Genomic DNA, 23,822 nt, shown 5'->3' with positions numbered 1-23,822 from the left:
ACACTCGGTTCGAACCGATATCAATCTCTGTCGGTATTACATTCCGTCAGCACACAACAGATTGCAGCCGGCGGCTTTGATTTTCTGGATGAAGATTTTGAGCGATTCTTGGGCAGGCACGGCAAGCTGGCCAACTGACGGAACAAACAAATCGATCAGGGCCTGGCGATGGCCTGGAGAGACGCTCTCCGCTAGATAGGGACCACCTGCTCTTAGCGATTCAATAAGAACTATCTTGTTCCTTTCCTTCAGGACCGGATCAGCCAGAAAAATGGAGGCGCCACGAAACATTTTCTCCACGCCTCCTCGAGCTTTGGCTCCGTTGGCGCGCAACATTTCGGCAGCGTTAGCTTGGTGCGCTAGGAAATCATTGAAAGCTGGCTGGGAAGCAGCTGCAGCCCGGATCACAAGCACGAATGACTGCGTAGCTTCATCCTGCAGAAGCAGCGGACTAGCTTGGCCATAAAGTATGAGCAGCGATCCACTTCTGTCCATTACGAAAGACAGTGTTTCCAGATCGCTCGCATCGTATGGCGGCGAACCTATCAGAGCCTCGCCGTCCCAAATCTTGCGCAGTAGATCCCGGTCCGTTGGATCTTCAAGACTTGGCAATTTACCTTCAATCTGGCGCTGCCGCAGAAGTTCATCGAACTTGGCGAAAAATTCCTTCGCGTAAGCCGGGCCTGTCGGCGGAACATGGGCGTGCGCCCATGTGGAAAATAGGATGGCAAAAATCGACCACACCAAACATTTCATGGCCGTTCCTTTACTTGACTACCTTCAGAGGGCGATGGCGTTGTCCAAATAAATGCCAGGCGATGGTCGACATTGTCGATCGGAGCGCCTCGCTCCTTCGCTTCGAGCAGACGTTTTCGAGCGTCCTCGAATCGCGGTTTCCAGGCTGCTTTCCTCGGCCTCCAATTCGACAAGCCCTGTCCAGGGATCGAGGTCCGCAGGATCACGCTCTATATTCGCGACCAACGTCTCGCGTAATACAAATCGAAATGTGAGGGGTTCATCAATCTTCATTGTCGGAAGGAGCCTTGGCTTTGCCGCACTGGGCCAGCACCTTGCCGATGGCGGCGGATGAGCCAACAAGCGGAAAGCTGTTCTCTCCATATTTGCCCGAGACGACCGTGACCTCGCCCTTAGAACGCAGCAGGGCCAGCATCGGGTCGGCGCTGCCCAATTCCACGGTGAAGTTGTTGTACATCTCTTCGAGTTGAAGCGTCTTGGTCACCGTCTTGCCCCCGGCCTTGAACGTGAACGAAGCGCTGCCGGGCTCCAGTTGCGGACCGGTGTCGCCCAGATCATAGCTCAGCGTCGGCTTGCCGAAACAGGCCAGCGTCAGCTGGGCGCCGCCATTCGATCCGCCGCAGACCGACGCCATCAGAACTTTGCCGCCCTCGTCTTCCTCCAGTTTCGCGGTCCAGCCGCACGGCGCGGCAGATGCCGGCTGCGCCGGTTGCAGCGCGGTCTGAGCGGCGACGCAACCCGCCACGATGAATTTCGCCAATCCGCTTCGCATGATCTTCCCCTCCCAAGCCATCGAACCATCGTCAGCCACGTGGCATCAAGGACCATACAGAACAAATTGTCCCGTGGCATTACCAGTGATGTCGAGGTGCTGCGCCTGGTCCGGATCGCCATCGGCTCCTTGCAGCTCGGCAATTTTGCCAAGCGCAAGGCACGCCATCTGACTGCCGACGAGCTGACGCTGCTTCAGGCCTGAGCAACTAGGCACTGGATGCCCCTCGAACCGAAGCGGCAATTGACATTAGCATCTCTGTTTCATATTTTCCATTTGTGAAACTGAAATGCGCCGATGCAGTCAAAGTGTCAGGCTGATACGCATGGGCGAAACTGGCTTGGAAGCCGGAGAGAAAACATGGCTACGGCATTGCGGGCGGTTCCCAGATTCCTGGACGAATTGGGCACGTTTGGCGGTCTCAAGGGAACCGATATTGCAAACATCACCGACGTGTCCAAGGCCACCGTTTCGAGGTGGAAGGCCGGCGACATCAAGCCCCAGCCGCGCAGCGAGCTCATTCTATCGGACCTGCACTATATCGTCGGCCGACTTCAGGAATTCTACGAGCCAAGCGATATCCGCACCTGGCTTTACGCTCGACACCCGCAATTGAACGGTGAAAGGGCGATAGATCTCATTCACGACGACCGTGCTCTCGACGTGCTCAAAGTCATCGATCGACTTGAGAACGAGGTCTTTCTCTAGTTGGCGATCGCCGGGCGGAAACGACGCGATAGCCGGCTCATCGACACTATCGAGGCGATAGTTCCTGTCGAATACGCCGGAACGGTTTGGCGTGTGGTGCGCCAGGGCCGCAGCCCGATCCAGTGCTCGAACTCCGGTGGCCGTTGGGACGACGGAACATTCGATGTGCTCTACACCTCGCAAGAGCGCGAAGGTGCCCTGAGCGAGATGAGATACCACCTGACGCGGGGGCAGCCAGTGGTCCCTTCGCGTGTCAGATACAATCTCTTCGAGATCGATCTTGCTTTGGACCGGACGCTCAGACTGCTCGACCTGGCCGCCTTGCAGACCCTTGGCCTCGACACCTCGCGCTACGGGCAGCTTTCGCATCAGGAAAAGCACGCCGAATATCCGAGGTCGCAAGACATCGGCGAGGCCGCATATTTCCTCGATTATGACGGTCTGATCGTGCCCAGCGCGCGCTATGACTGCCTGAACGTCGTCGCGTTTTGTGATCGGCTGCCGGCTGGGGCGATAACGACAAGAACCGATCACGGGGAAATCGACTGGACTTAGCGGCGGGTCCGCCGCCGTCAGGTATGGCCGCCGACCTCATCCGCGGAACGTGCCTGATTGGCGGAACTTCTCGGTGCCGTAGCCGCCGCTGAACAGGCCTACGCCCAGCAGCACCGTGCGCTGCGTCACCCACCGCGAAGCGTCATGGATTTCGGCAAAATCCAGCCCATATTCCTAGATGTGGAGCTTTGAGCGTGAAACTCGCGCGTGCGGTCCTGCTTGCCGCGGCTTTCGTGGCTGTTGCGGCCGTTTGTCCCTCTTCCGCAACCGGAGAGGCGAACGGCCGGGAGAAAATTGTATTGCGCGTCGAGATAGACGGCGCCATCGGTCCGGCGAGTGCCAGGCAGCTCGAGGAAGCGCTGGCGGTGGCCGCGGATCGAAACGCCCAGGCTCTCATCCTGCAGATGGACACGCCCGGCGGGCTGGTCACCAGCATGCGCGAGATGATCGCCGGCATTCTCGCCTCGCCGGTTCCCGTCATCGGCTATGTCGCGCCCGCCGGCGGGCACGCGGCGAGCGCCGGAACCTATATCCTGTACGCCACCCATCTAGCGGCGATGGCGCCCGGCACCAATCTGGGCGCGGCAACGCCGATCGAGATGGGCGGCCCGCTGCCATCGTTTCCCGACGGCGGCAAGAACGATGGCCCCGAGGCGGACAAGGACAAGAAGAACGCAGCCGCGGGCGATGCGATGATCGCCAAGGCGACGAACGACGCCGTTGCCCTGATCCGCAGCCTGGCTGAATTGCGCGGGCGCAATGCCGAATGGGGAGAAAAGGCCGTGCGCGAGGCGGCCAGCCTGTCGGCCGGCGCGGCGCTGCAGGAGCATGTCATCGACTTCGTTGCCCGCGACACCACCGAACTGCTTCTACTGGCCGATGGCCGGACCGTCGAGATCGCCGGCAAAAAAGAGGCATTGGCGACGAAAGAGCTGCCGGTCGAAACGCTCGAGCCAGGCTGGCTCATCCGGCTTCTCGCCGTCATCACGGACCCGAACATCGCCGTCATCCTGATGCTGGTCGGCGTCTATGGCCTCGTCTTCGAATTCACGAGCCCGGGCGCGGTCGCGCCTGGCGTGATCGGCACGATTTGCCTTCTGCTCGGGCTCTATGCGCTCAATCTCCTGCCGATCAGCTATGCCGGCCTTGCCTTGATGCTGCTTGGCATCATCTTCCTGGTCGTCGAAGCCTTGAACCCGACTGTGGTTCTTGGGCTGGGAGGCGTGGCTGCGTTTCTGCTGGGCGCAGCCATGCTGCTCAGGATCGAGGGGCCCGGCTTCGAGATGTCGTGGGCCGTTATCGGCACCGCCGCCGTCCTGACGCTCGGCCTGGCGCTGTTGACCGGCAGCTATCTGTGGGCGGCCCGCAAGAACGTTCCGCGTGTTGGCGCACAGGCCATGCAGGGGCTGCCGGCGGAGGTCCTCGACTGGCAGGGCAGCGAGGGCCACGTGCTCGCCCGGGGCGAGCGCTGGCGGGCAAAAGCCGACGAACCGCTTGCTGTGGGCGACAGCGTCGAGGTGGCCGATGTCAGGGGTCTGGTGCTGACGATACGGCGCCGCAATGTGAGAAGCGATGGAGCAAGGCAATGATCATCGGTTATGTGGCCTATCTGGCAGCAGCGCTCGTCGTGGTCATGTTCCTGTCCGCGGCCATTCGCATCCTGCGGGAATATCAGCGCGGCGTGGTCTTCACGCTCGGCCGCTTCACCGGGGTCAAGGGCCCCGGCCTTATCATCCTCATCCCCTTCGTGCAGCAGATGGTGAAGGTCGACCTGCGAGTGGTGGTCCAGGACGTGCCGCCGCAGGACGTGATCTCGCGCGACAACGTCTCGGTGAAGGTCAACGCGGTGCTGTATTTTCGTATCGTCGACGCCGAGCGGGCGGTGATCCAGGTCGAAGACTTCATGACCGCCACGAACCAGCTGGCACAGACCACGCTGCGCTCGGTGCTCGGCAAGCATGAGCTCGATGAAATGCTGGCCGAGCGAGACAAGCTCAACAGCGATGTCCAGGAGATTCTCGACCAGCGCACCGATGCCTGGGGCATCAAGGTCTCCAATGTCGAGATCAAGCATGTCGACCTCAACGAGAACATGATCCGTGCCATCGCCAAGCAGGCAGAGGCTGAACGGCTGCGGCGCGCCAAGGTGATCAACGCCGACGGCGAACAGCAGGCGGCGGCAAAACTCGTCGAGGCCGGCAAGATGCTGGCCGAGGAGCCGCAAGCCATGCAGCTGCGCTATTTCGAGGCCCTGCATGACATCGCCGGCGAACGCTCGTCGACGGTCGTGTTCCCGCTGCCGATGGATCTGCTCGGTCATTTCATCAAGCGGGGTGGTGGAGGCGGAGGCGGCTGAGCGCGTAATCTCCCCCCTCGAGGGGGAGATGGCCGCGAAGCGGCCAGAGGGGTCGTCTCACATAGATCGCCGACGCCTTCCTCTACGAGAGACGGCGCTGACGCTCCACGCGCCGCGACCCCCTCTGTCGCCTTCGGCGACATCTCCCCCTCAAGGGGGGAGATCAGCACCCTCACCTCCGCCACGGCGGGACCGGTGCAAAGCGTTTGCCGATCCAGTCGGCGAAGGCACGTGTCTTTGCGGCTTGCCCTTTGGCTGAAGGCATGACGACATAGACGGCGCCTTCGTCGGCAAGCGTCCAGTCCTCCAGCACTGGCACCAGCCGGCCGTCGGCGAGCTCGCGTCCGACCAGCCAATCCGTACTCATCATCAGCCCGACGCCTTGCACGGCCGCTTCGACCAGCACTTCGGCATCGTCGGTGACCAGCGGCCCGGAGACCTCGATACTGACGCGGCGTCCCGTGCTGTCGGTCATCTCCCAGGCCGGAAAGGTTTGGAAACCCGAAAAGCCGAGACAGCTGTGTTCCAGAAGTGCTTCAGGTTCAGTCGGCGTGCCCCGGCGGGCGAGGTAGGACGGTGCGGCGCACAGCAGCTGCCGCCGTGTCGCGACCTTGCGCGCCACCAGCCGCGAATCCTCCAGCGCGCCAAGACGCACGGCGACATCGAAATTCTCGGCGACGAGATCGACGAAACGGTTGGAGAACTCGGCCTCGATACGGACGTCGGGAAATTCGGCGAGAAACTGGGGCAGCAGCGGGCCGATCCACATGCGCCCGAACGAGCCGGGCAGCGCCAGCCGCAGCACGCCGCGCGGCCCGCCGCCGGCATGCGCCGACGCCGCAGCTTCGGCCTCGTCGACGGCGGCCAGGATGGCGCGGACCCGGACGAGGAACTCCAAGCCCGCCTCGGTCAGCGACACGCTTCGCGTCGTCCGGTGCAGCAGGCGCACGCCCAACCGCTCTTCCAGCGAGGCAAGGCGCCGCGACAGGATCGTCGCGTCGCGACCGATGCGAGCCGCCGCCTTGGTGAAGGAGCGTGCTTCGGCGATTGCCGCGAAGGCGGCCATTTCGGCCAATGCTGCCGGTTCGTACGATTGCTGCACCAGGCGCAGAGCTCAAATGTAAAACCCGAGGATTATATACCAATAGCGCAGCAGCTAGTTTCACTCAATCCCACCTTGGCCCGTCAATCGGCCGATCAACCGGAGTGAGACATGAAAGCCATCGAACTGACTGCCCCGAGACTGGACGCGTTTCGCGCGGCCACCGTTCCCACGCCTGAACCGCAGCGCGGCGAAGTGCTGATTCGCCTGCGCGCCGCAAGCCTCAATTTTGTCGATGTCGCGATCGCGAGCGGCAACTATCCAGGTCCGAGCTTTCCGCTCATTCCCGTCGTCGACGGCGCCGGCGAGATCGTCGGCATCGGCGAGGGCGTGTCAAGGCTCGCCATCAACGACCGCGTCATCGCCCATGCAAAGCCGCGCTGGGTCGGCGGCCGTCCGCGGCCTTATGAGACCAGAGAGATGCGCGGCCTGACACTGCCCGGCTCACTCGCCGAATATGTCGCGCTGCCGGCCAATGCCGTCGTGCCGATGCCGGCGCATTTGTCCTTCGAAGCGGCAGCGACGCTGCCGATCGCCGGCACCACCGCATGGAATGCGCTTCGCGCTGCCGATGCCGGGCCGGGGTCGGTCGTCGTCCTGCTCGGTACCGGCGGTGTCTCGATCTTGACCTTGCAGCTGGCCAAGGCCGCCGGCGCCACGGTCATCATCACCTCGTCGTCGGACGAAAAGCTGGCCCGCGCCAAGGCCTTGGGTGCGGATCATCTTATCAATTATCGTGAGACACCGGACTGGGACGCTAAGGTGCTCGAGCTGACCGACGGCCTCGGCGCCGATCTGATCGTCGAAACCGGCGGCTCGGCCACCTTCGCCCGCTCCATCAATGCCACCGCGCCGGGCGGCACGGTGTTCACAATCGGCTTCGTCACCGGCGCCGAGGCCACCACGAACCTGCTGCCGATCATCATCAAGGCGCTCAAGGTGGTGGGCAACAACACCGGTTCGGTATCCGACCTGCACGACGCGGCTCGCGCCATCGGCGCCGCCCGTATCGATCCGGTCATCGATACAATCTACAGCCAGCACCAGGCGACCGAGGCCTACGCCCATATGGCGGCAGGCGGCCGGCATTTCGGCAAGCTGGCGTTCAGCCTGTCGTGGTGAGCCTGGAAAAGGCAGAGCGTTGAAGCTGCCGATCTCCCCCCTCGTGGGGGAGATGTCCGGCAGGACAGAGGGGGGCGCTGTCCCTCCAGCCTATCGGACAATAGCAGTTCGCGCACCACCTAAGGTTCTCAGCTCATCAAAGTTGAACTGAACGCTGGCGATCCTTCACGCCCCCCTCTGCCCTGCCGGGCATCTCCCCCACGAGGGGGGAGATCGGCAGCCTCACCGCGTCTCGCCCTAAATCAGCTTCTCCAGCGTGATCGGCAGATCCCGCACCCTTTTCCCAGTGGCGTGGAACACCGCGTTGGCGATCGCCGGCGCTACGCCGACGATACCCAACTCGCCGACCCCCTTGCCGCCGAGCACCGAGGAATGCGGATCGGGAATACCGACCGAGATCACCTCGATGTCGGGAATGTCGGCATTGGTGGCGATGAGATAGTCGGCGAGGTTGTTGTTGACGATGCGCCCATACCGGCGGTCGACGATGCCTTCCTCCAGCAGCGCCTGGCCGATGCCCATGATGATGCCGCCCTTCCACTGGCTTTCGGCGAGCTTGGGGTTGTAGAGCCGGCCCGAATCCAGCGCCGAAACCACGCGCGACACACGAACCGTGCCAAAGTCCTCGTCGACGCGCACTTCGATGAAATGCGCGCACCAGCTGTGGCGGGAATAGTCGCCCTCGGTGTGCGGCAGCGCCATGGCTATGGTGGTGTAGTTCTTGTAGCGGTCCTCGACCGTCGAATTGGCCGGCATGGTGTCGCCCTTCGCCTCGATATGCTCGCGCCCGACGCTGCTGAGCAGTTCGGCGATCGAAACTTCAGGGCCGTTGCCGCGCGGTGAGGCGATGCGGCCATTGGCGACGACGAGCGTGTTGGCCTGCAGCGTATGGAACGGCGAAGCCGGGTCGCCGATGGCGAGCCCGATCAACTGGTCGAGCGCGGCACTCGCCGCTTTGTGGACGGCGCCGGTCATCACCCCGGCCAACCGCGAACCGCCGGTGACGCCGGCACGGGCATAGCGGGAATCGCCGAGCCTGACGACGACGTTTTCCGCCGGCACGCCCACCACCTCGGCGGCCGTCTGCGCCAGGATCGTGTAGGTGCCCTGCCCCATGTCGATCGACGAGCTTTCGACCTCGACCGAGCCGTCGGCGAGGATGCGCACGACCGCCTCGCCATAGGCGCGCCGCACCGGATAGGTGCCGGCGGCGACGCCCCAGCCGATCAGCTGGCTGCCGTCGCGCATCGAACGCGGTTCGGGACTGCGCTTCGCCCAGCCGAAGGCTTCGGCGCCCGCCGCGAAGGCCTCGCGCAGCTGCCGTGTCGACCACGGCTTCTTCGCATGCGGATCCTGCTCGGCATAGTTCCTGAGACGGATTTCCAGCGGGTCGATACCGACCTCATAGGCGAGTTCGTCGATGGCGCTTTCGATGCCGAAGGCGCTCGGGTTCTCGCCCGGCGCGCGCAACGCCCCCGGCACCACCGTGTTGACCCGCACGACGTTCTGCCGCGACGAGAAATTCGGCGTCGCGTACATGACCGAGGTGACCGAGCCGAGCGGCTCGACCCACATGCCATCGACCGAGGTCTCGTTGACGCCGCGATGCACGATCGACTGGATCTGGCCCTCTGCATTGGCGCCGAGCGCCACGGTCTGGCGCGTCGCCGCCCGTCCGCCATAGGCGGTGAAGGTCTGCGGCCTGGTGACCGCCAGCTTCACCGGCCGTCCCAGCATTTTCGCGGCGACCGCCGCCACCGCGCCGTAGCCGTAGGCAAACGCCTTGGAGCCGAAGCCGCCGCCAATATAGGGCGAGACAAGGCGCACATTCTCGAACGGCACGCCGAACCATTCGGCGTAGGTCCGTGCCATGCCGTCGAGCCATTGGCTCGGCTCCCAGACCGTCAGCTGGTCGCCCTGCCACATTGCGATCAGGCCATGCGGCTCCATCGGCGCCTGGTATTCGCGCGGCGTGTTGTAGGCGTTGCAGATCCTGACCGGAGCCGAGGCGAACGCTGGCTCCGCCTCGCCCCATTCCTTGGTCATCGCATCGACCGGGATGCCGTCGCCGGCCTTTGGATCGCTGAGGTCGACGATCGCAGGCGCCTCGTCATAGGCGATCTTGACCAGCGCCGCGGCTGCGACCGCCTGCTCGAAACTCTCGGCGATGACCGCCGCAACATGCTGGCCGCTGAAGGTGATGTCGCGCGCCAGCGGGCAATAGGCGACGTCCGGCGGCGGCGTGCCCAGCCAGTCCGTCGCGGTTCTCAGCGGCAGGATATTGTCGGGCGTCAGCACCAGAAGCACGCCGGGCGCGGCTTCGGCCGCCGCGGTGTCGATCGAACGCACCCGGCCGGCGGCAATGGTGCTCTCGACCAGCACCGCATGGGCAAGCCCCTCGAGCTGCTGCTCGACGGCGTATTTGGCGGCACCGGTGATCTTGGCCGGGCCGTCGACGCGCGACAGCCGGCCGCCGACCTGATCGGCGAGGACGGCACCGTCCGAAGCGTCGCCGCGTTTGGCATCGCCGGGTCTTGTTCTCAACTCGTGAACGGTCATGCCGTTTCTCCCATTTTGAGGATGGCGCGGGCGACGACGCGCGGCGCCAGTTCGATCTTGTAGTGGTTGGCGCCATGGTCGACGGCGCCCTCGACGGCAAGCAGGCTGGCTTGCCTGACGACCTCCGGCTCGACCACTTTGCCTTTCAGCGCCTCTTCGACGGCATGGGCGCGCCATGGCTTGGTGGCGACGCCACCAAGCGCGACACGCAGATCGCGAATTGTCCTTCCGTCGGCCTCGAATTCGATGCCGACCGCAGCACTTGCCGCAGCGAATTCATAGGACTGGCGGTCGCGGACCTTGAGATAGGTCGAGCGGCGGGCGGCGGCCGAAGCGGGAATGCCGATTGCCGTGATCATCTCGCCGGGTTCGATCGCATGTTCCTTGTCGGGCGTGCTGCCCGGCAGCAGGAAAAAGTCATCGACGGCGACCTGGCGGTCGCCGAGATGGACGATCGCGTCGAAGGCGACGAGTGCAACAGCCAGGTCGCCGGGATAGGTGGCGATGCAGGCCTCGCTGGTGCCCAGCACGGCATGGCCGCGGGTGACGCCGCCGATCGCCGAGCAGCCGCTGCCGGGCGAGCGCTTGTTGCAGGCGGGGAAATTCGAGGGATCGCGGAAATAGGGGCAGCGCGTACGCTGCATCAGATTGCCGCCAATCGTCGCCATGTTGCGCAACTGCGCCGATGCCGCCTGCCACAGCGCCTCCGAGACGGCGGGGAACCGGCTCTTGATATCGGCATGGTCGGCGACGCGGCTCATCCTTGCCAGCGCGCCGATCGTCGCGCCCCGGTCATCGACGGCAATCGTGTCCAGTCCCCTGAGATGGGTGATGTCGACCACGGTCTCAGGCTCGGCAACGCCGCATTTGGCGAGATCGACAAGCGTCGTGCCACCGGCCAAAAGCATGGCGCCGGGCAGCGCTGCTGCCTCACGCGCTGCGTCGACGGAGCCGGCGCGGAGATACGAAAAGTCTCTCATGATGCGGCCTCCACCGCCGCCTGGCGCACGGCGGCGACGATGTGCGGATAGGCGCCGCAGCGGCAGAGATTGCCGGCCATGTATTCGCGGATCTCCTCGTCGGAGCCGGCATGGCCCTCGCGAATGCAGGCGACCGCCGACATGATCTGGCCCGGCGTGCAATAGCCGCACTGGAAGGCATCCTGTTCGAGGAAGGCGGCCTGCACCGCATGCAGCGTGCCATCCTTCCCGGCAAGCCCTTCGATGGTGGTGATGTCCCTGCCTTCAGCCTGAGTGGCAAGCGTCAGGCAGGCCAGCACGCGCTGGCCGTCGATATGCACCGTGCAGGCGCCGCATTGGCCCTGATCGCAGCCCTTCTTGGTGCCGGTCAGGCCGAGATGGTCGCGCAAGGCGTCGAGCAGGGTAACGCGCGGTTCGACCTCCAGTTCATGTCGATGTCCGTTGATTTGAAGTTGGATTGGAGTTCGGGTTTTGCTTGTCATGGGGCGTCTGGCTCCAGTTGCTTGACGCGGAAGGGGATGATCTGGTGCCCGGCCGGCGAGCGGCAAGGTCAGCTTATGGCTAGGTGAAGGCTATCTTCCCCTTGGGGGAAATGCCCGGCAGGGCAGAGGGGGGGCGCCTGACTTGGTGCGACCTCGGGGAAGGCCGCGGCTTGTGAGGTCGAAAGACGTGACATACCCCGATCCCGTGATTACATGAGAAAGGCGCTTCACAATCGGAGGCGCCTCCGCTTATTACCTAAGGGCCTGCCCCGCCCTGTTCAAGCCCAGGATCGAAATTGATCGAAATTGGAGAAAATTGGCAGGGCAGCCAGCCGTCATGCCTGGAGACAAAAAAGCACCACCGGCCCAAGCCGGTGGTGCTCTCTGAACTGTCTGTAGGGGCAGGACAGTCCAATGATCCTGAGGGGATCGTGCTCAATGTCGGCTCATTTTTGCCCCACGGCATCGGCCGAACAGATGAGGAGTGCCGGCCGCGAGGAAATTTCCTCCGTCGTCATCCACCGGCCGTGCACCGGAGGCGGGCACGATGCCTCGCCTGCCGGAACACCGGCCCAGAATCGATCCTGTGATTATATTTACTTGCGATTATATTTGTCGGAGACGTAGCGAAGGTGGAAGCGTCCGCGTTGTTGAAACGGGGCCTGCCTATCCAGTTATGCTTCGGATCGACACTGGAGAAGAAATTGGCCGCGGAGCCGCCCGTGATACCTCGAGACAAGGCCGAAGCCGCCGGTGCAAAACCGCTGCGCGCCGATGCGCAGCGCAACCGCGACGCGCTGGTCGAGGTCGCGGCAAAAGCCTTTGCCGAGAATGGCGTCGATGCCTCGCTGGAGGAGATTGCGCGCCAGGCCGGCGTCGGCATCGGCACGCTCTACCGCCATTTCCCAACCCGCGAGCATCTGGTCGAGGTGGTCTACCGGCGCGAAGTGGAAGGACTGTGCCAGGCGGCCGACGAGCTCGCCCACGATCATGCGCCCGACATGGCGCTCGAACAATGGATGCAGCGCTTCGTCGACTACATCGCCACCAAGCGCGGGTTGTCGACAAGCCTGCGCATCCTGCTCACGACCAACTCAACCCTGTTCTCCGACGTTTCGGGCAGGGTGACACTCGCCTTGCGGCGGCTGATCGATGCCGCGGTCGCCGACGGCTCGATCCGCGGCGACGTCGATGCCTCCGACGTGCTGCATGCGCTGGGCGGCATCTATTCGGCCCCGGACACCAAGGACTGGCGCGACCGCTCGCGCCGATTGGTGTCGCTCTTGATGGATGGGCTGCGGTTTGGAGCGGCCAAATCCGGCCCATCCAGGGAATGACGAATGTAGGGACTGTCGTTATTTCAGCGAGATGCTCATACCGCTGAGATCGGCATTGACTTGCAGGCCTACCTGCCTGCCCGTGAGTTCGAGTTGGGCACCCTTGTCATTGGTCATGACGATCACCTGGGCCCCTTTGCCGAGCGCGCCGCCACCGCCCGCTGCACCGTACACCCCCGTCACATCCCGGGCGTGGCGTATGTGGCGCACGGTACCTTTGAAATAGGTCTTGGAGGCGCCGAAGGCGAGGCCGCCCGAGATGCCGCCGACCGAGATGGGATATCGGCGACCATGGAAGGTCAGTGTGCCCTCGCCTCCGGAGCCGCCGATGAAGAAGGCCGCCTTGTAGACGGCGAAGCGGATCGTACCGCTGTCGGCATGCGCGACGCTGGCAAAGCTAACTGCCGCCGCAGTGATGACGGCAACCGCGACTGAACGAAATCTGGACGAAATCTTCATGATGAGAACTCCTCAAGATCGCCGCATGCCCAACCAGGCCGGGCACGCCAGCGTCGGATCAAAGTCATAGCTGAACAGTCTCGCCCGTCATTGGTTCCAAGCACGCGGCCTGAATCCGGCTGCGAGAAGACCGCTACGAAACGAGGCGGATGGTGAGCATAGTCCTGGCTGTAAGAACATTGGCCGAATGGCGGGGATCCGTCGCCGGCGCCCTATGAAAACGTAGGTGTTGAAGCGGAATGGTATTAGTCTGCGCCCGTCTGGGGTTTCGGGGAGCGCGGCAAAGGAATGGACTTCAACTCACGCCACGGCTACCTGCTGATCGGCGGCCTGATCCTGGTCGGTGCCGGGCTCCTGATCGTTTCGCTGATCGTCAATCTTCGCGTGGCGCACAGTGTGCGTGACGACGTACGCCATCGTGAAAAGCTGCTGGAATATTATCGCAATATCTTTTCGCAGCTGGGCGTGATCCTGATCGGGATTGGCGTGTCCCTGTTCATCTTCTTTTTCCAGCAGAACTATCAGGACCAGCGCAAACGCGAAACGGAGCTCCAGCAGGTTCTCGCCAAACTGGCGGCGCGTGTTGCCCGCGCCAGCGCTGTCGTGGAGGCCCTCGGCGAATTCGATGCGCTGCTGGATGATGGCGGCGCCTATGTCAGCCCGGAACTCGGCGGCAACAATGCCGCCGTCAGCGCCCACGGAACGGCGCTCGCCAAGCAGGTTTCGCAGATCCTTCTGGTCGAGCGCGACGTCGATGTTCAGGGGTTCGATATTCTCAATCTGTCGCGCGATTTCGAAGCATCGTTCGTCGTCAACGAGCTCAACCCAACGCTATGGTTCAACATCGTCCGGGACGAGAGCGATATCAAATATGCCACCACCCAGATCGCCCTGGATTACAAGGACCTGCAGGATGCGATCGGCGGCGAGCCGATCGAGGTTGCGATCGCCAATCCCGAAAAGGAGCGGAAGATCAGGCAGGAGGTGCTCGACGTCTTTTATGATGCCGACCTCCTGCGCCAGCGCAGCAGGCGGTTTCTCGGCCGCGCGTGCTGGCTTTTCAGCAAGGGGCGCGGCTTCGTCAAGCTTGCACCGGCCAACGAGATCGAAGCCGATGCCAGATCGCACCAGGAATGGATGGACCGGTCGAAACCCTTCCTGACGCAGGCGACGTCGGGCAGTAGCGATTGCTTCAAATTGCTCCAGTTCGGCCCGGCAGTCTGAACCGGCAAAGGCTCGCCCGCCCCGCGGCGGCTAATCCCCCACGCGTTGCAGCGTACCGAGATGATTGTCGTCGAGAAACTCGACAGTCACGGCCGACGCCTTGCCGTCGGGGCCGACGGCAAAGCTGATGGCCGAGGGCCTGTCTGGCATCTCGGCATCGGGGAAGGTCAGGAAGAGGTCGCGGTCGAAATGCTTCAGTGGATAGGACCGCGCACCGGCGGGCCCGACCTTGAGGACAAGGGCGTCTCCTTCGCCTGACACAATAGCATCGCCGATGAAGTCGTTGAAATAACGGCCTGCGTAGGCACTGGCCGGCACCGCCGGACTTGCCGGAGAAGGTGGCGCGGCATAGGTGGCCTTGGCCGCCGCAATCACCGGGCCGAACATGCCGGCATAGATATCATTCCATGCCTTTACCTTATCCTTGCCCAGCGTTCCGTCGAAGACGAGATCGGCGAAGCTGTCGGACAGTCCCTCCGGCACGCCTGTCGGAAAGGCGTTGGCGATGACGACGATGCCAAGCTTCTGCTCGGGGAAGAGCATCACTAGGCTGCGTGCGCCGGCGCTGAAGGCGCCCGCATGACCCCAGATCGGCCCGTGCCGGCCGAATTCGACGTTCCAGCCGAGCCCGTAGAAGGCCTCGCCTCCGGAGACGGGGTTCTTGCCGCGAACCATCAAGGGAATATGGGTCTGGTCCAGCGCATCGGCGGCAATGAGTTTCTTGCCGGCGTAGACCCCGTTGCCGAGCACAAGGCGCATCCATTGCGAGAGGTCGCGTGCGGTGGAGCTGACGCCGCCTGCTGGCGCCTGTGCATCCGGATAGCGCTGGACCTTCGCTGTCCACGCGCCATCGATCTTGGCGTGGAGTTCGGCGCGGTTGGCGTGCTTGATGAAGTCCGAATGACGTGAGCTGGTCGAGGCCATTCCAAGCGGACGGTAGAGCTTCTCTTCGGCCACCTCTTCCCATGATTTGCCTGTCGGCTTCGCGGCCGCGACGGCACCCTCGGTCAGTCCGAAATTACTGTAGGAATAGCCCGCACGAAAGCTCGATGACGGCGACACGAACCGCAGGCGACGCAGGATCTCCGCGCGGTCATAGCCAATGTCCTCGAGGTCGTCGCCTGCCGTGCCGGGAAGCCCGCTGCGGTGCGCAAACAGGTCGCGGACCGTGAGTTCGCTGGTCGGATAGGGCTCGGCGAGCCTGAAGGCCGGATCGAGGTCGGCGATCTTGGAATCCCACGAAGCGATCCCGTCGCTGACCAGCGCCGCCACGACGGTTGCGGAGACCGGCTTGGAGAGCGAGGCGATCTGGAACACCGTGTCGGCGTCGACTGCCTCCGGCTTGCCGGCCTCGCGATGCCCGAACCCCTTGAGGAAGATCACCTCGTCGCCATGCACGACGCCGATGGCCAGACCCGGTACGGCACCGTTCGCGACGGCGCCTTCGGCAAGCAATTCGAGCTTCGACAGAGCTGCGGCGATCCTGTCGGGTGGGATGGTATCGGCCGACGCCGCTTTCGGCAAAAGCACCATGATGGCGATGAAGGCCAACATCCTCCACCGGAGGTGATTCCGGTTTGTGAATAGCCGCATGCTCAGCCCCCTCCGCCTCACCGGCGTGCACTATCGCAGGCCGACGCAGGGAAGGCCAGTCTCACGCTCGACCGCCATCCATTGACGGATGTCCGCTTCGCACCAGTCGAAATTCAGACAGCCGCGCTGAGCTACGATGCAGCACGCAGGCGGAGGCGCCGTCTGCTGGCGCGGGCCTTCTCCGCCACCGCGGCGGTGATCTCGACCACGCCGTCTTCACGCGGTCTGGCGTTGGTAACCTTGTGGAGCCGCTCGTAGGGCAACAGTTCCTTGACCCGGGCTTGAAGCGACGCGACTTCGGCGCGCAGATCCTCGCATTCCTGCCTCTGGACGTCGAACTGTATCTGTTCGGAGGCCTGCTGCAGGGAAAGCTGCGAAAAATTCGCGCTGATCGCGGAAAGGTTCATCTTGTCGTTTTCGCTCTCCTTCGTGAGAGCAGACAGTTTTTGCTCGACAATTTGCTTTTCCGCCACCGCGTCGCTCGCTTGGGCCTTGAGCCTGGCGATCTCGCTGGCGGCGTCGCTGTTCTGGTTGGAGGCGGCCTCCAGTCGCGATCGAAGATCCTCGATTTCGGAACGCAAGCCGGTCATCTCCGCAACACTGCGTGCAAGCTCGGCTTCCCTGTCACCGTCCCTGAGGCGGGCCGCTTCCGTTATTTCCGATAGCTTTGCCTGCGCCATATCGAGCGATTTCTGCAGCCGCATCTCCTCTTTCTCGCTCTTGCCAAGCGCAGCCAGCAGTTCCGAAACCTGCGCGGCATCATTGGCATGGACAGTCGAGAGTTCATCCAGCCTGTGCCGGGCCTCGGCCTCCCGTTTCAGCGCCTTGTCGAGGTCGATCGACAGGCTGACATGCTTCTCCCGCAGCATCTCGTTCTCGCGCGAGCGCCTGTTGGCCTCGACGGCTCTGGCCGAGAGCGTTTTGACAAGCTCGCCGAACTCGGCTTCGCGTTTTGCGCTCGCATTGCCTGCCACGACGAGTTCCAGCCTTGCCGCCGCCAGCGCGCCGCGAAGTGCCTCCTTGTCCTCGACCAGGCTCGCCTCGTGCTGCTGCAGCGCCTCGATAGCGCTGTCGCGCTCGCGCTGCTTTCTGGTCGCATCGTGGAGCTGTTCGGACAGCACTCTTTGCTGCGCGGTCAGGCCGGTATTTGCCAGCTCCAATTCGTTGGCGCGAAGAATGTCGCCGTGGAGGAGTTTTAGGAATTCGCCTGTCAGATGATGCGAGGTCGCGATCTCCGACAGTTTCGCGTTGATCTCCCCCAGATACTCCTGCGCGTCGTGAAAGAGCCCATCGACCGCACTCAAGGCAGCCAGCCGGGTTTGCGTATGGGGGGTCAGCCGCCGCGCAGTCTCGAAGGCATCCGCATTGGCCTCTAGTTGCGAGCTGTCATCCATTGCCGCGAGATTCTCATCCGACACAGTCTCCTCTGGCACAGTGACGTCGTCCAGCGGCGACTGATCATCCACATTGAGACATTCGCTGAATGCATCCGCCAAATCGGTTTCGAGCTCCTTGAACGCTTTCTCCACAGTCTCGGCACGCTTGATCAAACCTTTGAAATTCATGACCGAATATCCCTCTCGTGCAGCGCCGTTGAGGAGCGGACTTTCAACACTTGACCCTCGCCTCCCCCGGATGCGGGTTCATCTCCTGACATGCGCTCTGGCCGACGCACGCTAGGGACAGGCTTGGCCACTGTCCTCGTGTGTTTGAATGACGTGTTCTGCCGCGCTGCATACCCGAGGCGTTGGCACCGCTCGCAAAAGGCCCACTCATTTCACCCGAAACGGATATGAAGCGGCGCAAGCCTGAGGATCGCCTGGTGACTGTTGTAAGGATCGGCCGAGCGCCTCGGTGCTCTGCAGCAGCCACAAGTCACACTCGGACGAGGCGCGTTACGGCCGGGAGGCCTGACCTAATAAATGATTGTGTTGAATACGTTTCGCTGATTAGCTGCTGTGCATTGACCAGGGACAAGACCGATAAATGTTGTCCCGGGAGGACCGCGATGCCGGTGCTTGAGGTTCGCCACGTCTCCAAGAATTTCGGGGCTATCCAGGCCCTGACCGACGTTAGCTTCCAGGTGGAGCGAGGCGAAGTCGTTGGTCTGATGGGGGACAACGGCGCCGGCAAGTCGACGATAGTCAAGACCGTGGCCGGGAATTTCCCGCCGAGCGACGGCGAAATTGTAGTCGAGGGCGAGGTGTGCCACTTCCACCAGCCCGTGCAGGCCCGCGCCAAAGGAATCGAAGTTGTTTATCAGGACCTGGCGCTCGCCGATAATCTGACGGCCGCGCAGAACGTCTTTCTGGGGCGCGAGATCAAGAAGGGCTTCTGGCCGATCAGGATTCTTGACAAGCAGGCGATGATCGATCGCTCGGCAGCGCTGTTCAAGGAACTCAAATCGGAAACCCGGCCGCGCGACCTCGTCAGGAAGATGTCGGGTGGGCAGCGCCAGGCGGTCGCCATCGCGCGGACCCGACTTTCAAATGCCAAGCTGGTGCTGATGGACGAACCAACGGCCGCTATCTCCGTGCGCCAGGTGGCGGAAGTACTCGAACTGATCCGACGCCTCAAAGCACAAGGAGTCGGCGTCATGCTGATCAGTCACCGAATGCCTGACGTGTTCGCCGTGGCAGATCGTATTATCGTCCTCAGGCGGGGCTCGAAAGTTGCCGACAAGCCAGCCGACAGAACATCGCCCGAGGAAATCACTGGACTGATAACGGGGGCCATCCGTGGCGAATAGTGTTCAGGAGTCAGTTGGTGTTCAGGGCTCAGTCGAAGAACATGGCCGGCCGGCCATGTCGGATTTCGTCCCGACCAAGGAAAAAACAGTTCTCCAACGCGTGATTTCAAGTCAGCCCTTCTGGGTGACGATCGCGCTCATCGCGCTCGTCATGTTGATGACTGCGATGGAGCCGAGCTTCGGCACGTCTGAAAACGTCGCCAATGTGACGCGCAACTTCGCACCTTTCGGCATCATGGCGCTCGGCATGACGATCGTCATCATCACCGGCGGTATCGATCTGTCGGTCGGCTCCGTCATGGGTCTCGTGGTCATCGTCGCCGGCCTGTTCCTCACCTGGCATTATCCCTGGTACGTCGCCTTCGCCATGGGCCTTTTCTCCGGTCTGGCCTGTGGCGCGGTCAACGGATTCTTTGTCGCGTATGTCGGGATGCCGTCCTTTGTGGTCACCCTCGGCATGCTGTCCGTCGCGCGCTCGCTGGCGGTCGTATTCTCGGCCAACCAGATGCTCTACCAGTTCGGGCCCGATGCTCCGATCGTGAAGGCGATCGGTCAGTGGAAATGGCCGCGGCACGGTCCGAACGACTGGGCACCGCATTGGATACCAGAACTGTCGTCGCAATTCTGGACCATGGTGATCCTGGCCCTGATTGTCGGCTTCGTATTCAACTTCACAGCCTGGGCCCGGCATCTCTTCGCCATCGGCGGCAATGAAGAGGCGGCACGGCTCACCGGCGTTCCGGTCAACTGGATCAAATTCCAGGCCTATGTCTTCTCGGCTTTCACCGCCGCTCTCGCCTCGCTCCTGCTCCTCGGCTATAACGGCTCGGCCATCAATGCCATGGGCCAGGGCTATGAGCTGCGCGTGATCGCCGCGACGGTCATTGGCGGCGCCAGCCTCATGGGCGGCGCCGGCACGGCGTTCGGTGCAATCATCGGTTCGGCCTTCCTCGAGGTGATCAGAAATGCGCTGCTGATGGCCGGCATCGATTCAAACTGGCAGGGTGCCTTCGTCGGCGCCTTCATCGTTCTTGCGGTTCTCTTGGGCATGCAAACCGGCGGCAAATCGATTCTCGCCGCGTCGCTGGCAGTCTTGATGCCCAAAAAACGCCGCTAGAAACCCGCCGGCGGGAGGCTTGCGGGATCACACCAAGGAGGAGAACGTCACATGAAAAAACATCTGCTGACGGCCGCCGTCGCGCTTGGCGCAATGGTGCTCGCCGTTTCCGGCGCCCAGGCGAAATACACTTTTGCCCTCGTGCCGAAGAACATGAACAATCCTTTCTTCGACCAGGCACGCGACGGCTGCAAGAAGGCCGAAGCCGAATCCAAAGGCGCAGTGGAGTGCATGTATATCGGCCCCGGCGAACATGGCGGCGGCGACGAGCAGGTGCAGATCGTCCAGGATCTGGTGGCCAAGAAGGTGGACGGCATCGCCGTGTCGCCGTCGAACGCCGCCGCGATGGCGGTTGCGCTGCAGGCCGCCAAGGATGCCGGCATCCCGGTCCTCACCTGGGACTCCGATCTCCTGCCCGAAAACAAGGATCTGCGCGTTGCCTATATCGGCACGCATAATTACGAAATCGGCGTGAACCTTGCCAAGCTTGTCATGCAGATCAAGCCAAAAGGCGGCACGATCTGCATCCAGTCCGGCGGCGCCGCGGCGGCCAACCACAACGAGCGCATGCAAGGCATTCGCGATACGCTTTCGGGCACCAAATCGGCAGCCTCGCCCGGGGACCGGCTGACGGGCCAGAACGGCTGGACCGAAATCGAAGGCTGTCCACTCTACACCAACGATGATTTCCCGCTTTCGGTGCAACAGTTCGAGGATATCATGGCGAAAAATCCGAACCTCGACGCGTTCGTCCCAACCGGCGGCTTCCCGCAGTTCATCCCTGATGCCAACCGCGCCGCCGTCGCACCGTACAAGGACAAGATCGCCTCGAAGGCCCTGGCCCTTGTCGTTGCCGATACGCTTCCGGTACAGATCGACCAGATGAAGGAAGGTTTCTCCCTTGGCCAGGTCGGCCAGCGGCCATTCGAGATGGGCTACAAGACGATGATGGCGCTGAAGGATATGAAGGAGGGTAAGGCTCCGCCGGCCGACCCGACCTACACGGGCCTCGATGTCTGCACTCCGGAGACAGCCGACACCTGCGTCGCCAAATAGTGCTTTTGGGCGGGAGGAAACTCCCGCCCTTTTCATAGGGGATCTCAATGCCGGAATTGTTCTCGCTCAAAGGCCGTGTCGCATTGGTCACGGGTGCCTCGCGTGGTCTCGGTTTTGCCATGGCCAAGGCACTTGCGGAAAACGGCGCGACGGTGATCGTCAATGCCCGCGACATGGCCGCCCTTTCCGCGGCGGCCGAAAGGATCGGTGCAGAAGCCTTGCCGTTCGATGTCACCGACGCAGCGATCTCAAGGGCGTCGCTCGAAGGAATCGTCGAACGCCACGGCCGCCTCGATATTCTGGTCAACAACGCCGGCATCCAGCATCGTAAACCGCTGGTCGAATGGCAGGACGACGATTTCAACCATGTGGTTGCCGTCAATCTGTCGGCTTGCTTCCGCATGATGCGCGACGCGGTGCGCCTGATGCTGCCAAACAAGTTCGGGCGCATAATAAACACCGGATCGGTCGCAGCGATCCTTGGCCGTCCCACCATTCACGCCTATGTGGCGGCAAAGGCGGGCCTGCACGGGCTTACACGCTCCACTGCCGCTGAGCTGGGCCGCTACGGCATCACCGTCAACGCCATCGCCCCCGGCTATTTCGCCACCGAGCTCAACACCGCACTTATGCGCGACGAGGCATTCACCAAATGGGTCGAGGCACGAACCCCCGCGGGCCGCTGGGCCCAGCCTGAGGAGCTCGGCGGAGCCGTGGTGTTTCTCGCCTCCGACGCTGCCGCGTACGTCAACGGGCACGTGCTGGCGGTTGACGGCGGGCTATCGGTTTCCCTGTGATTTCAACCGGCGACACAGTGACGGCAGGGCCTGCCTGCTAGCCGCCTGAAATGACGACTTGCTGCATCTGCTGCTGGCCCGGTCCCCTGCGCGGACGCCGACGCCAGACGATTGGATGACGCGCCGTATTGCAGCCGCCGACTTTCGATTTCGCAACGGGTTATTTCGACGTCTGGCGGCATCGATGCTTGATGCCGCCAATATTTCATTCCACACACCGGTCACGATGAGGGACGAGATACGGGATCAGCGCCGGGTATTCAGGTGTGCCTTGCCTGCCTCCGCGGTCGTGCATTTGCTCGCCGCCGCGCTTCTTTTGTCCGCACTGCCGGTGTCGCCCCCGCAACCGCAGAAGGAGCAGGCCATCGGGGTGGATCTGGTGCCGCCGCCCAAACCATCGGAGAAAGCCAAACCTCCGCCTCCGGCGAAACCGGCCAAGCCCGAAAAGCCGCCGGAAGCAAAGGTCGAGACCCCGGCGAGCCGTGAGGTCGCCGCGCAGAGACCTGTCTTCCAATTCGGTGAGAAGGACGACGGTCCTCGCAAGTCTCTGGACGGCAACAGTGCGGAGGATGGTTCGGAACAACCGCCGGCGCCGCAAGATCCCAATAAACAAGATCTTGCGCAGCCAGCTGCCGTGCCAGCGGTCGAGGGAAAAGACCAGGCTCCGCCGCCTGGCGCATCACAGCCGCCGAAGCCCAAGTCTGCGGACGTCGCCAAAGTGCAAAAACCGTTGAAGCTTGAAAAAGCGAAAAGATTGTTCTCGCAAACAGCAACTGGTGATCCGGTAGCGACAACCGCCATGAAAAATGTGCCGCGCGCCGTGCGGATCGGTCAGCTCTGCAACACGGAACTCGCGCAGCAATTGGTGCACGCGTCGCCCCCCTATTTCCCAGACAGCTTGCTTGAGTATCGGCTGAAGGCCGGCACGGTCATGAACGTCGCCAGTGCGCCGTTCCCTGCAAACGGGCAGTGGTACGACCTGAGCTTTCGTTGCGAGGTCGATCCGGACGCGACGAAAGTCATTTCCTTCGCCTTCCGTGTCGGAAATCCGGTGCCGCGCAGCGAATTGAAACGCCGCGGGTTGCCCGCCGAATAGGTGGTCGAGGCACGGAGACTGGCTGGCCGGCGCTGTCAAATCCGGCCGGCGATGTCTTCGCGCGCCCCGGGTGACCGAACCAACACGCGCCAAAAGTGGCTTTCGTCAGCGGCCGCCGAAGTCTAGCATACGGCCTTGGGAGGAGCCTTCGATGACTTCAAGTTTCAACGTTCACCATGCTGCCGGCTATGAGCAGCTCATGGGCCGCTGGAGCCAAAGGCTCGCGCCGCTGTTCATCGGCTTCGCGGGCCTCAAGGACGGCGAAAAGATCCTCGACGTCGGCTGCGGTACCGGCAGCCTGACCTTCGCGCTCGTCAAGGCCGCTGACCTCCGTGAGGTCGCTGCGATCGACTTTTCGGCCGTTTTTGTCGAGGAGGCAATCCGGCGCAACTCCGATCCGCGGATAAAAATCCGTCAGGCGGATGCCTGCGCCCTGCCCTTCGAGGACGGCGCGTTCGACCGTGCCCTGGCGCTGCTCGTGCTCCATTTCGTGCCCCAAGCCGGCAAGGCAGTCGCTGAGATGCGCCGCGTCGTGCGGCCGGGCGGCGTGGTCGCGGCGACGGTATGGGACCATCTCGGCGGCATGCCGGGGATGCGCATGATGATCGACACTGTGGCGGTGCTCAGTGAAGGCGGGCGCCAGCTGCGCGCCCGCTATTGCACGCAGCCGATGATGCAGCCGGGTGAAATGAAACGGACCTTTGTCGAGCAGGGTCTCCGCGACGTTACGGAGACCGAGCTGATGATCCGCATGGACTATCAAAACTTCGACGATTACTGGGCGCCGATTGCCGCCGGCGAAGGGCCACTCGGCAAGTATGTGGTCACACTTAACCCGGAAGAGCGGGCGCGCACCGACGCCGCCATGCGCGACGCCTATGAGGCCGGACGGCCCGACGGCCCGAGGTCCTTTGGCAATGTCGCCTGGGCCTGCCGCGGTATCGTTGCCTGACGTTAGCGCTAATGGATGTCGCGCAAAGGCATGCCCTCGGGCTTGACCCG

Annotated in this window: 23 protein-coding genes; 14 read left to right on the top strand and 9 right to left on the bottom strand. The window is 62.9% G+C overall.

Annotated elements, in window-relative coordinates; translation table 11 throughout:
• Window positions 1–36: 36 nt before the first annotated feature.
• On the bottom strand, window positions 37–756 hold the full coding sequence (locus tag AC0L2X_RS22745; protein ID WP_473560312.1) for a hypothetical protein: 720 nt from the start codon (window positions 754–756) through the stop codon (window positions 37–39).
• Window positions 757–1,018: 262 nt separating this feature from the next.
• Complete coding sequence (locus AC0L2X_RS22740; protein ID WP_473560311.1) at window positions 1,019–1,516, bottom strand: hypothetical protein; 498 nt, start codon at window positions 1,514–1,516, stop codon at window positions 1,019–1,021.
• 78 nt (window positions 1,517–1,594) lie between these two features.
• Between AC0L2X_RS22740 and AC0L2X_RS22735 the strand changes: the two genes are divergently transcribed.
• The 5 genes from AC0L2X_RS22735 (at window position 1,595) to AC0L2X_RS22715 (ending at window position 5,147) form a co-directional block, all read left to right on the top strand.
• Entirely contained in the window at window positions 1,595–1,732 is a 138-nt protein-coding gene (locus AC0L2X_RS22735) for a hypothetical protein (protein WP_473560310.1), read from the top strand.
• 156 nt (window positions 1,733–1,888) lie between these two features.
• On the top strand, window positions 1,889–2,236 hold the full coding sequence (locus tag AC0L2X_RS22730; RefSeq protein ID WP_254819704.1) for an antitoxin Xre/MbcA/ParS toxin-binding domain-containing protein: 348 nt from the start codon (window positions 1,889–1,891) through the stop codon (window positions 2,234–2,236).
• Entirely contained in the window at window positions 2,237–2,791 is a 555-nt protein-coding gene (locus AC0L2X_RS22725) for an RES family NAD+ phosphorylase (RefSeq protein WP_473560309.1), read from the top strand.
• A 194-nt stretch (window positions 2,792–2,985) separates the two neighbouring features.
• On the top strand, window positions 2,986–4,380 hold the full coding sequence (locus AC0L2X_RS22720; RefSeq protein WP_473600395.1) for an NfeD family protein: 1,395 nt from the start codon (window positions 2,986–2,988) through the stop codon (window positions 4,378–4,380).
• Window positions 4,377–5,147 carry a slipin family protein gene (locus tag AC0L2X_RS22715; protein ID WP_473560306.1) on the top strand — a complete coding sequence of 257 codons (771 nt, stop codon included), beginning with the start codon at window positions 4,377–4,379 and terminating at the stop codon, window positions 5,145–5,147. The genes AC0L2X_RS22720 and AC0L2X_RS22715 overlap by 4 nt, the downstream gene beginning before the upstream one ends.
• A gap of 172 nt (window positions 5,148–5,319) precedes the next feature.
• On the opposite strand, the gene AC0L2X_RS22710 is transcribed toward AC0L2X_RS22715, so the two are convergent.
• On the bottom strand, window positions 5,320–6,249 hold the full coding sequence (locus AC0L2X_RS22710; RefSeq protein ID WP_473600394.1) for a LysR family transcriptional regulator: 930 nt from the start codon (window positions 6,247–6,249) through the stop codon (window positions 5,320–5,322).
• Window positions 6,250–6,360: 111 nt separating this feature from the next.
• Here AC0L2X_RS22710 and AC0L2X_RS22705 point away from each other — a divergent pair, with 111 nt between their 5' ends.
• Window positions 6,361–7,371 carry a zinc-dependent alcohol dehydrogenase family protein gene (locus AC0L2X_RS22705; protein ID WP_473560304.1) on the top strand — a complete coding sequence of 337 codons (1,011 nt, stop codon included), beginning with the start codon at window positions 6,361–6,363 and terminating at the stop codon, window positions 7,369–7,371.
• Window positions 7,372–7,608: 237 nt separating this feature from the next.
• Here the strand turns inward: AC0L2X_RS22705 and AC0L2X_RS22700 are convergent, their stop codons facing one another.
• From AC0L2X_RS22700 to AC0L2X_RS22690, 3 genes are read right to left on the bottom strand one after another with little or no spacing between them, the layout of a single operon-like run.
• Complete coding sequence (locus tag AC0L2X_RS22700; RefSeq protein ID WP_473560303.1) at window positions 7,609–9,930, bottom strand: xanthine dehydrogenase family protein molybdopterin-binding subunit; 2,322 nt, start codon at window positions 9,928–9,930, stop codon at window positions 7,609–7,611.
• A complete protein-coding gene (locus tag AC0L2X_RS22695; protein ID WP_473560302.1) occupies window positions 9,927–10,910 on the bottom strand; it encodes an FAD binding domain-containing protein in 984 nt (327 codons plus the stop codon). The genes AC0L2X_RS22700 and AC0L2X_RS22695 overlap by 4 nt, the downstream gene beginning before the upstream one ends.
• A complete protein-coding gene (locus AC0L2X_RS22690; protein WP_473560300.1) occupies window positions 10,907–11,392 on the bottom strand; it encodes a (2Fe-2S)-binding protein in 486 nt (161 codons plus the stop codon). Before AC0L2X_RS22690 ends, AC0L2X_RS22695 begins: the two co-directional genes overlap by 4 nt.
• A 704-nt stretch (window positions 11,393–12,096) precedes the next feature.
• On the opposite strand from AC0L2X_RS22690, the gene AC0L2X_RS22685 reads away from it, so the two are divergent.
• The gene (locus AC0L2X_RS22685; RefSeq protein ID WP_473560298.1) at window positions 12,097–12,729 is read left to right on the top strand and encodes a TetR/AcrR family transcriptional regulator; all 633 of its coding nucleotides are present in this window, start codon (window positions 12,097–12,099) and stop codon (window positions 12,727–12,729) included.
• 18 nt (window positions 12,730–12,747) lie between these two features.
• Here AC0L2X_RS22685 and AC0L2X_RS22680 read toward each other — a convergent pair whose 3' ends face one another.
• Window positions 12,748–13,188, bottom strand: a complete 441-nt coding sequence (locus AC0L2X_RS22680) for a hypothetical protein (protein WP_473560297.1) — start codon at window positions 13,186–13,188, stop codon at window positions 12,748–12,750.
• 288 nt (window positions 13,189–13,476) lie between these two features.
• Between AC0L2X_RS22680 and AC0L2X_RS22675 the strand changes: the two genes are divergently transcribed.
• Window positions 13,477–14,412 carry a hypothetical protein gene (locus AC0L2X_RS22675; RefSeq protein WP_473560295.1) on the top strand — a complete coding sequence of 312 codons (936 nt, stop codon included), beginning with the start codon at window positions 13,477–13,479 and terminating at the stop codon, window positions 14,410–14,412.
• Between the two features lie 30 nt (window positions 14,413–14,442).
• Here the strand turns inward: AC0L2X_RS22675 and AC0L2X_RS22670 are convergent, their stop codons facing one another.
• Both AC0L2X_RS22670 and AC0L2X_RS22665 read right to left on the bottom strand, forming a co-directional pair.
• A complete protein-coding gene (locus AC0L2X_RS22670) occupies window positions 14,443–16,005 on the bottom strand; it encodes a serine hydrolase (RefSeq protein WP_473560293.1) in 1,563 nt (520 codons plus the stop codon).
• A gap of 131 nt (window positions 16,006–16,136) precedes the next feature.
• Complete coding sequence (locus AC0L2X_RS22665; protein WP_352564177.1) at window positions 16,137–17,570, bottom strand: coiled-coil domain-containing protein; 1,434 nt, start codon at window positions 17,568–17,570, stop codon at window positions 16,137–16,139.
• A 443-nt stretch (window positions 17,571–18,013) separates the two neighbouring features.
• On the opposite strand from AC0L2X_RS22665, the gene AC0L2X_RS22660 reads away from it, so the two are divergent.
• The 6 genes from AC0L2X_RS22660 to AC0L2X_RS22635 all read left to right on the top strand — a co-directional run bounded on the left by AC0L2X_RS22660 (window position 18,014) and on the right by AC0L2X_RS22635 (window position 23,772).
• The gene (locus AC0L2X_RS22660) at window positions 18,014–18,754 is read left to right on the top strand and encodes an ATP-binding cassette domain-containing protein (protein WP_473560291.1); all 741 of its coding nucleotides are present in this window, start codon (window positions 18,014–18,016) and stop codon (window positions 18,752–18,754) included.
• Window positions 18,755–18,809: 55 nt separating this feature from the next.
• Window positions 18,810–19,871: an ABC transporter permease gene (locus AC0L2X_RS22655; RefSeq protein WP_023677317.1), complete on the top strand. Its 1,062-nt coding sequence runs from the start codon at window positions 18,810–18,812 to the stop codon at window positions 19,869–19,871.
• Window positions 19,872–19,922: 51 nt separating this feature from the next.
• Entirely contained in the window at window positions 19,923–20,927 is a 1,005-nt protein-coding gene (locus AC0L2X_RS22650; protein ID WP_352564173.1) for a sugar-binding protein, read from the top strand.
• A gap of 47 nt (window positions 20,928–20,974) precedes the next feature.
• A complete protein-coding gene (locus tag AC0L2X_RS22645) occupies window positions 20,975–21,724 on the top strand; it encodes a glucose 1-dehydrogenase (RefSeq protein WP_473560289.1) in 750 nt (249 codons plus the stop codon).
• A gap of 58 nt (window positions 21,725–21,782) precedes the next feature.
• On the top strand, window positions 21,783–22,820 hold the full coding sequence (locus AC0L2X_RS22640; RefSeq protein ID WP_473560287.1) for a DUF930 domain-containing protein: 1,038 nt from the start codon (window positions 21,783–21,785) through the stop codon (window positions 22,818–22,820).
• A gap of 151 nt (window positions 22,821–22,971) precedes the next feature.
• Window positions 22,972–23,772: a class I SAM-dependent methyltransferase gene (locus AC0L2X_RS22635; RefSeq protein ID WP_473560285.1), complete on the top strand. Its 801-nt coding sequence runs from the start codon at window positions 22,972–22,974 to the stop codon at window positions 23,770–23,772.
• Window positions 23,773–23,822: the final 50 nt, after the last annotated feature.

This window comes from Mesorhizobium sp. WSM4828 (genome assembly GCF_055811175.1).
Note: the sequence above shows the minus strand (reverse complement) of the source record. Positions and strands in the feature narration are given on the sequence as shown.

Excerpts from the sequence above, each read along its gene's own strand:
- AC0L2X_RS22645 (WP_473560289.1), top strand. The coding sequence starts at position 20,975 with ATGCCGGAATTGTTCTCGCTCAAAGGCCGTGTCGCATTGGTCACGGGT.
- AC0L2X_RS22690 (WP_473560300.1), bottom strand. The coding sequence starts at position 11,392 with ATGACAAGCAAAACCCGAACTCCAATCCAACTTCAAATCAACGGACAT.
- AC0L2X_RS22715 (WP_473560306.1), top strand. The coding sequence starts at position 4,377 with ATGATCATCGGTTATGTGGCCTATCTGGCAGCAGCGCTCGTCGTGGTC.
- AC0L2X_RS22705 (WP_473560304.1), top strand. The coding sequence starts at position 6,361 with ATGAAAGCCATCGAACTGACTGCCCCGAGACTGGACGCGTTTCGCGCG.
- AC0L2X_RS22670 (WP_473560293.1), bottom strand. The coding sequence starts at position 16,005 with ATGCGGCTATTCACAAACCGGAATCACCTCCGGTGGAGGATGTTGGCC.
- AC0L2X_RS22665 (WP_352564177.1), bottom strand. The coding sequence starts at position 17,570 with ATGAATTTCAAAGGTTTGATCAAGCGTGCCGAGACTGTGGAGAAAGCG.
- AC0L2X_RS22635 (WP_473560285.1), top strand. The coding sequence starts at position 22,972 with ATGACTTCAAGTTTCAACGTTCACCATGCTGCCGGCTATGAGCAGCTC.
- AC0L2X_RS22680 (WP_473560297.1), bottom strand. The coding sequence starts at position 13,188 with ATGAAGATTTCGTCCAGATTTCGTTCAGTCGCGGTTGCCGTCATCACT.
- AC0L2X_RS22660 (WP_473560291.1), top strand. The coding sequence starts at position 18,014 with ATGCCGGTGCTTGAGGTTCGCCACGTCTCCAAGAATTTCGGGGCTATC.
- AC0L2X_RS22650 (WP_352564173.1), top strand. The coding sequence starts at position 19,923 with ATGAAAAAACATCTGCTGACGGCCGCCGTCGCGCTTGGCGCAATGGTG.
- AC0L2X_RS22730 (WP_254819704.1), top strand. The coding sequence starts at position 1,889 with ATGGCTACGGCATTGCGGGCGGTTCCCAGATTCCTGGACGAATTGGGC.
- AC0L2X_RS22655 (WP_023677317.1), top strand. The coding sequence starts at position 18,810 with ATGTCGGATTTCGTCCCGACCAAGGAAAAAACAGTTCTCCAACGCGTG.
- AC0L2X_RS22675 (WP_473560295.1), top strand. The coding sequence starts at position 13,477 with ATGGACTTCAACTCACGCCACGGCTACCTGCTGATCGGCGGCCTGATC.
- AC0L2X_RS22745 (WP_473560312.1), bottom strand. The coding sequence starts at position 756 with ATGAAATGTTTGGTGTGGTCGATTTTTGCCATCCTATTTTCCACATGG.
- AC0L2X_RS22695 (WP_473560302.1), bottom strand. The coding sequence starts at position 10,910 with ATGAGAGACTTTTCGTATCTCCGCGCCGGCTCCGTCGACGCAGCGCGT.
- AC0L2X_RS22700 (WP_473560303.1), bottom strand. The coding sequence starts at position 9,930 with ATGACCGTTCACGAGTTGAGAACAAGACCCGGCGATGCCAAACGCGGC.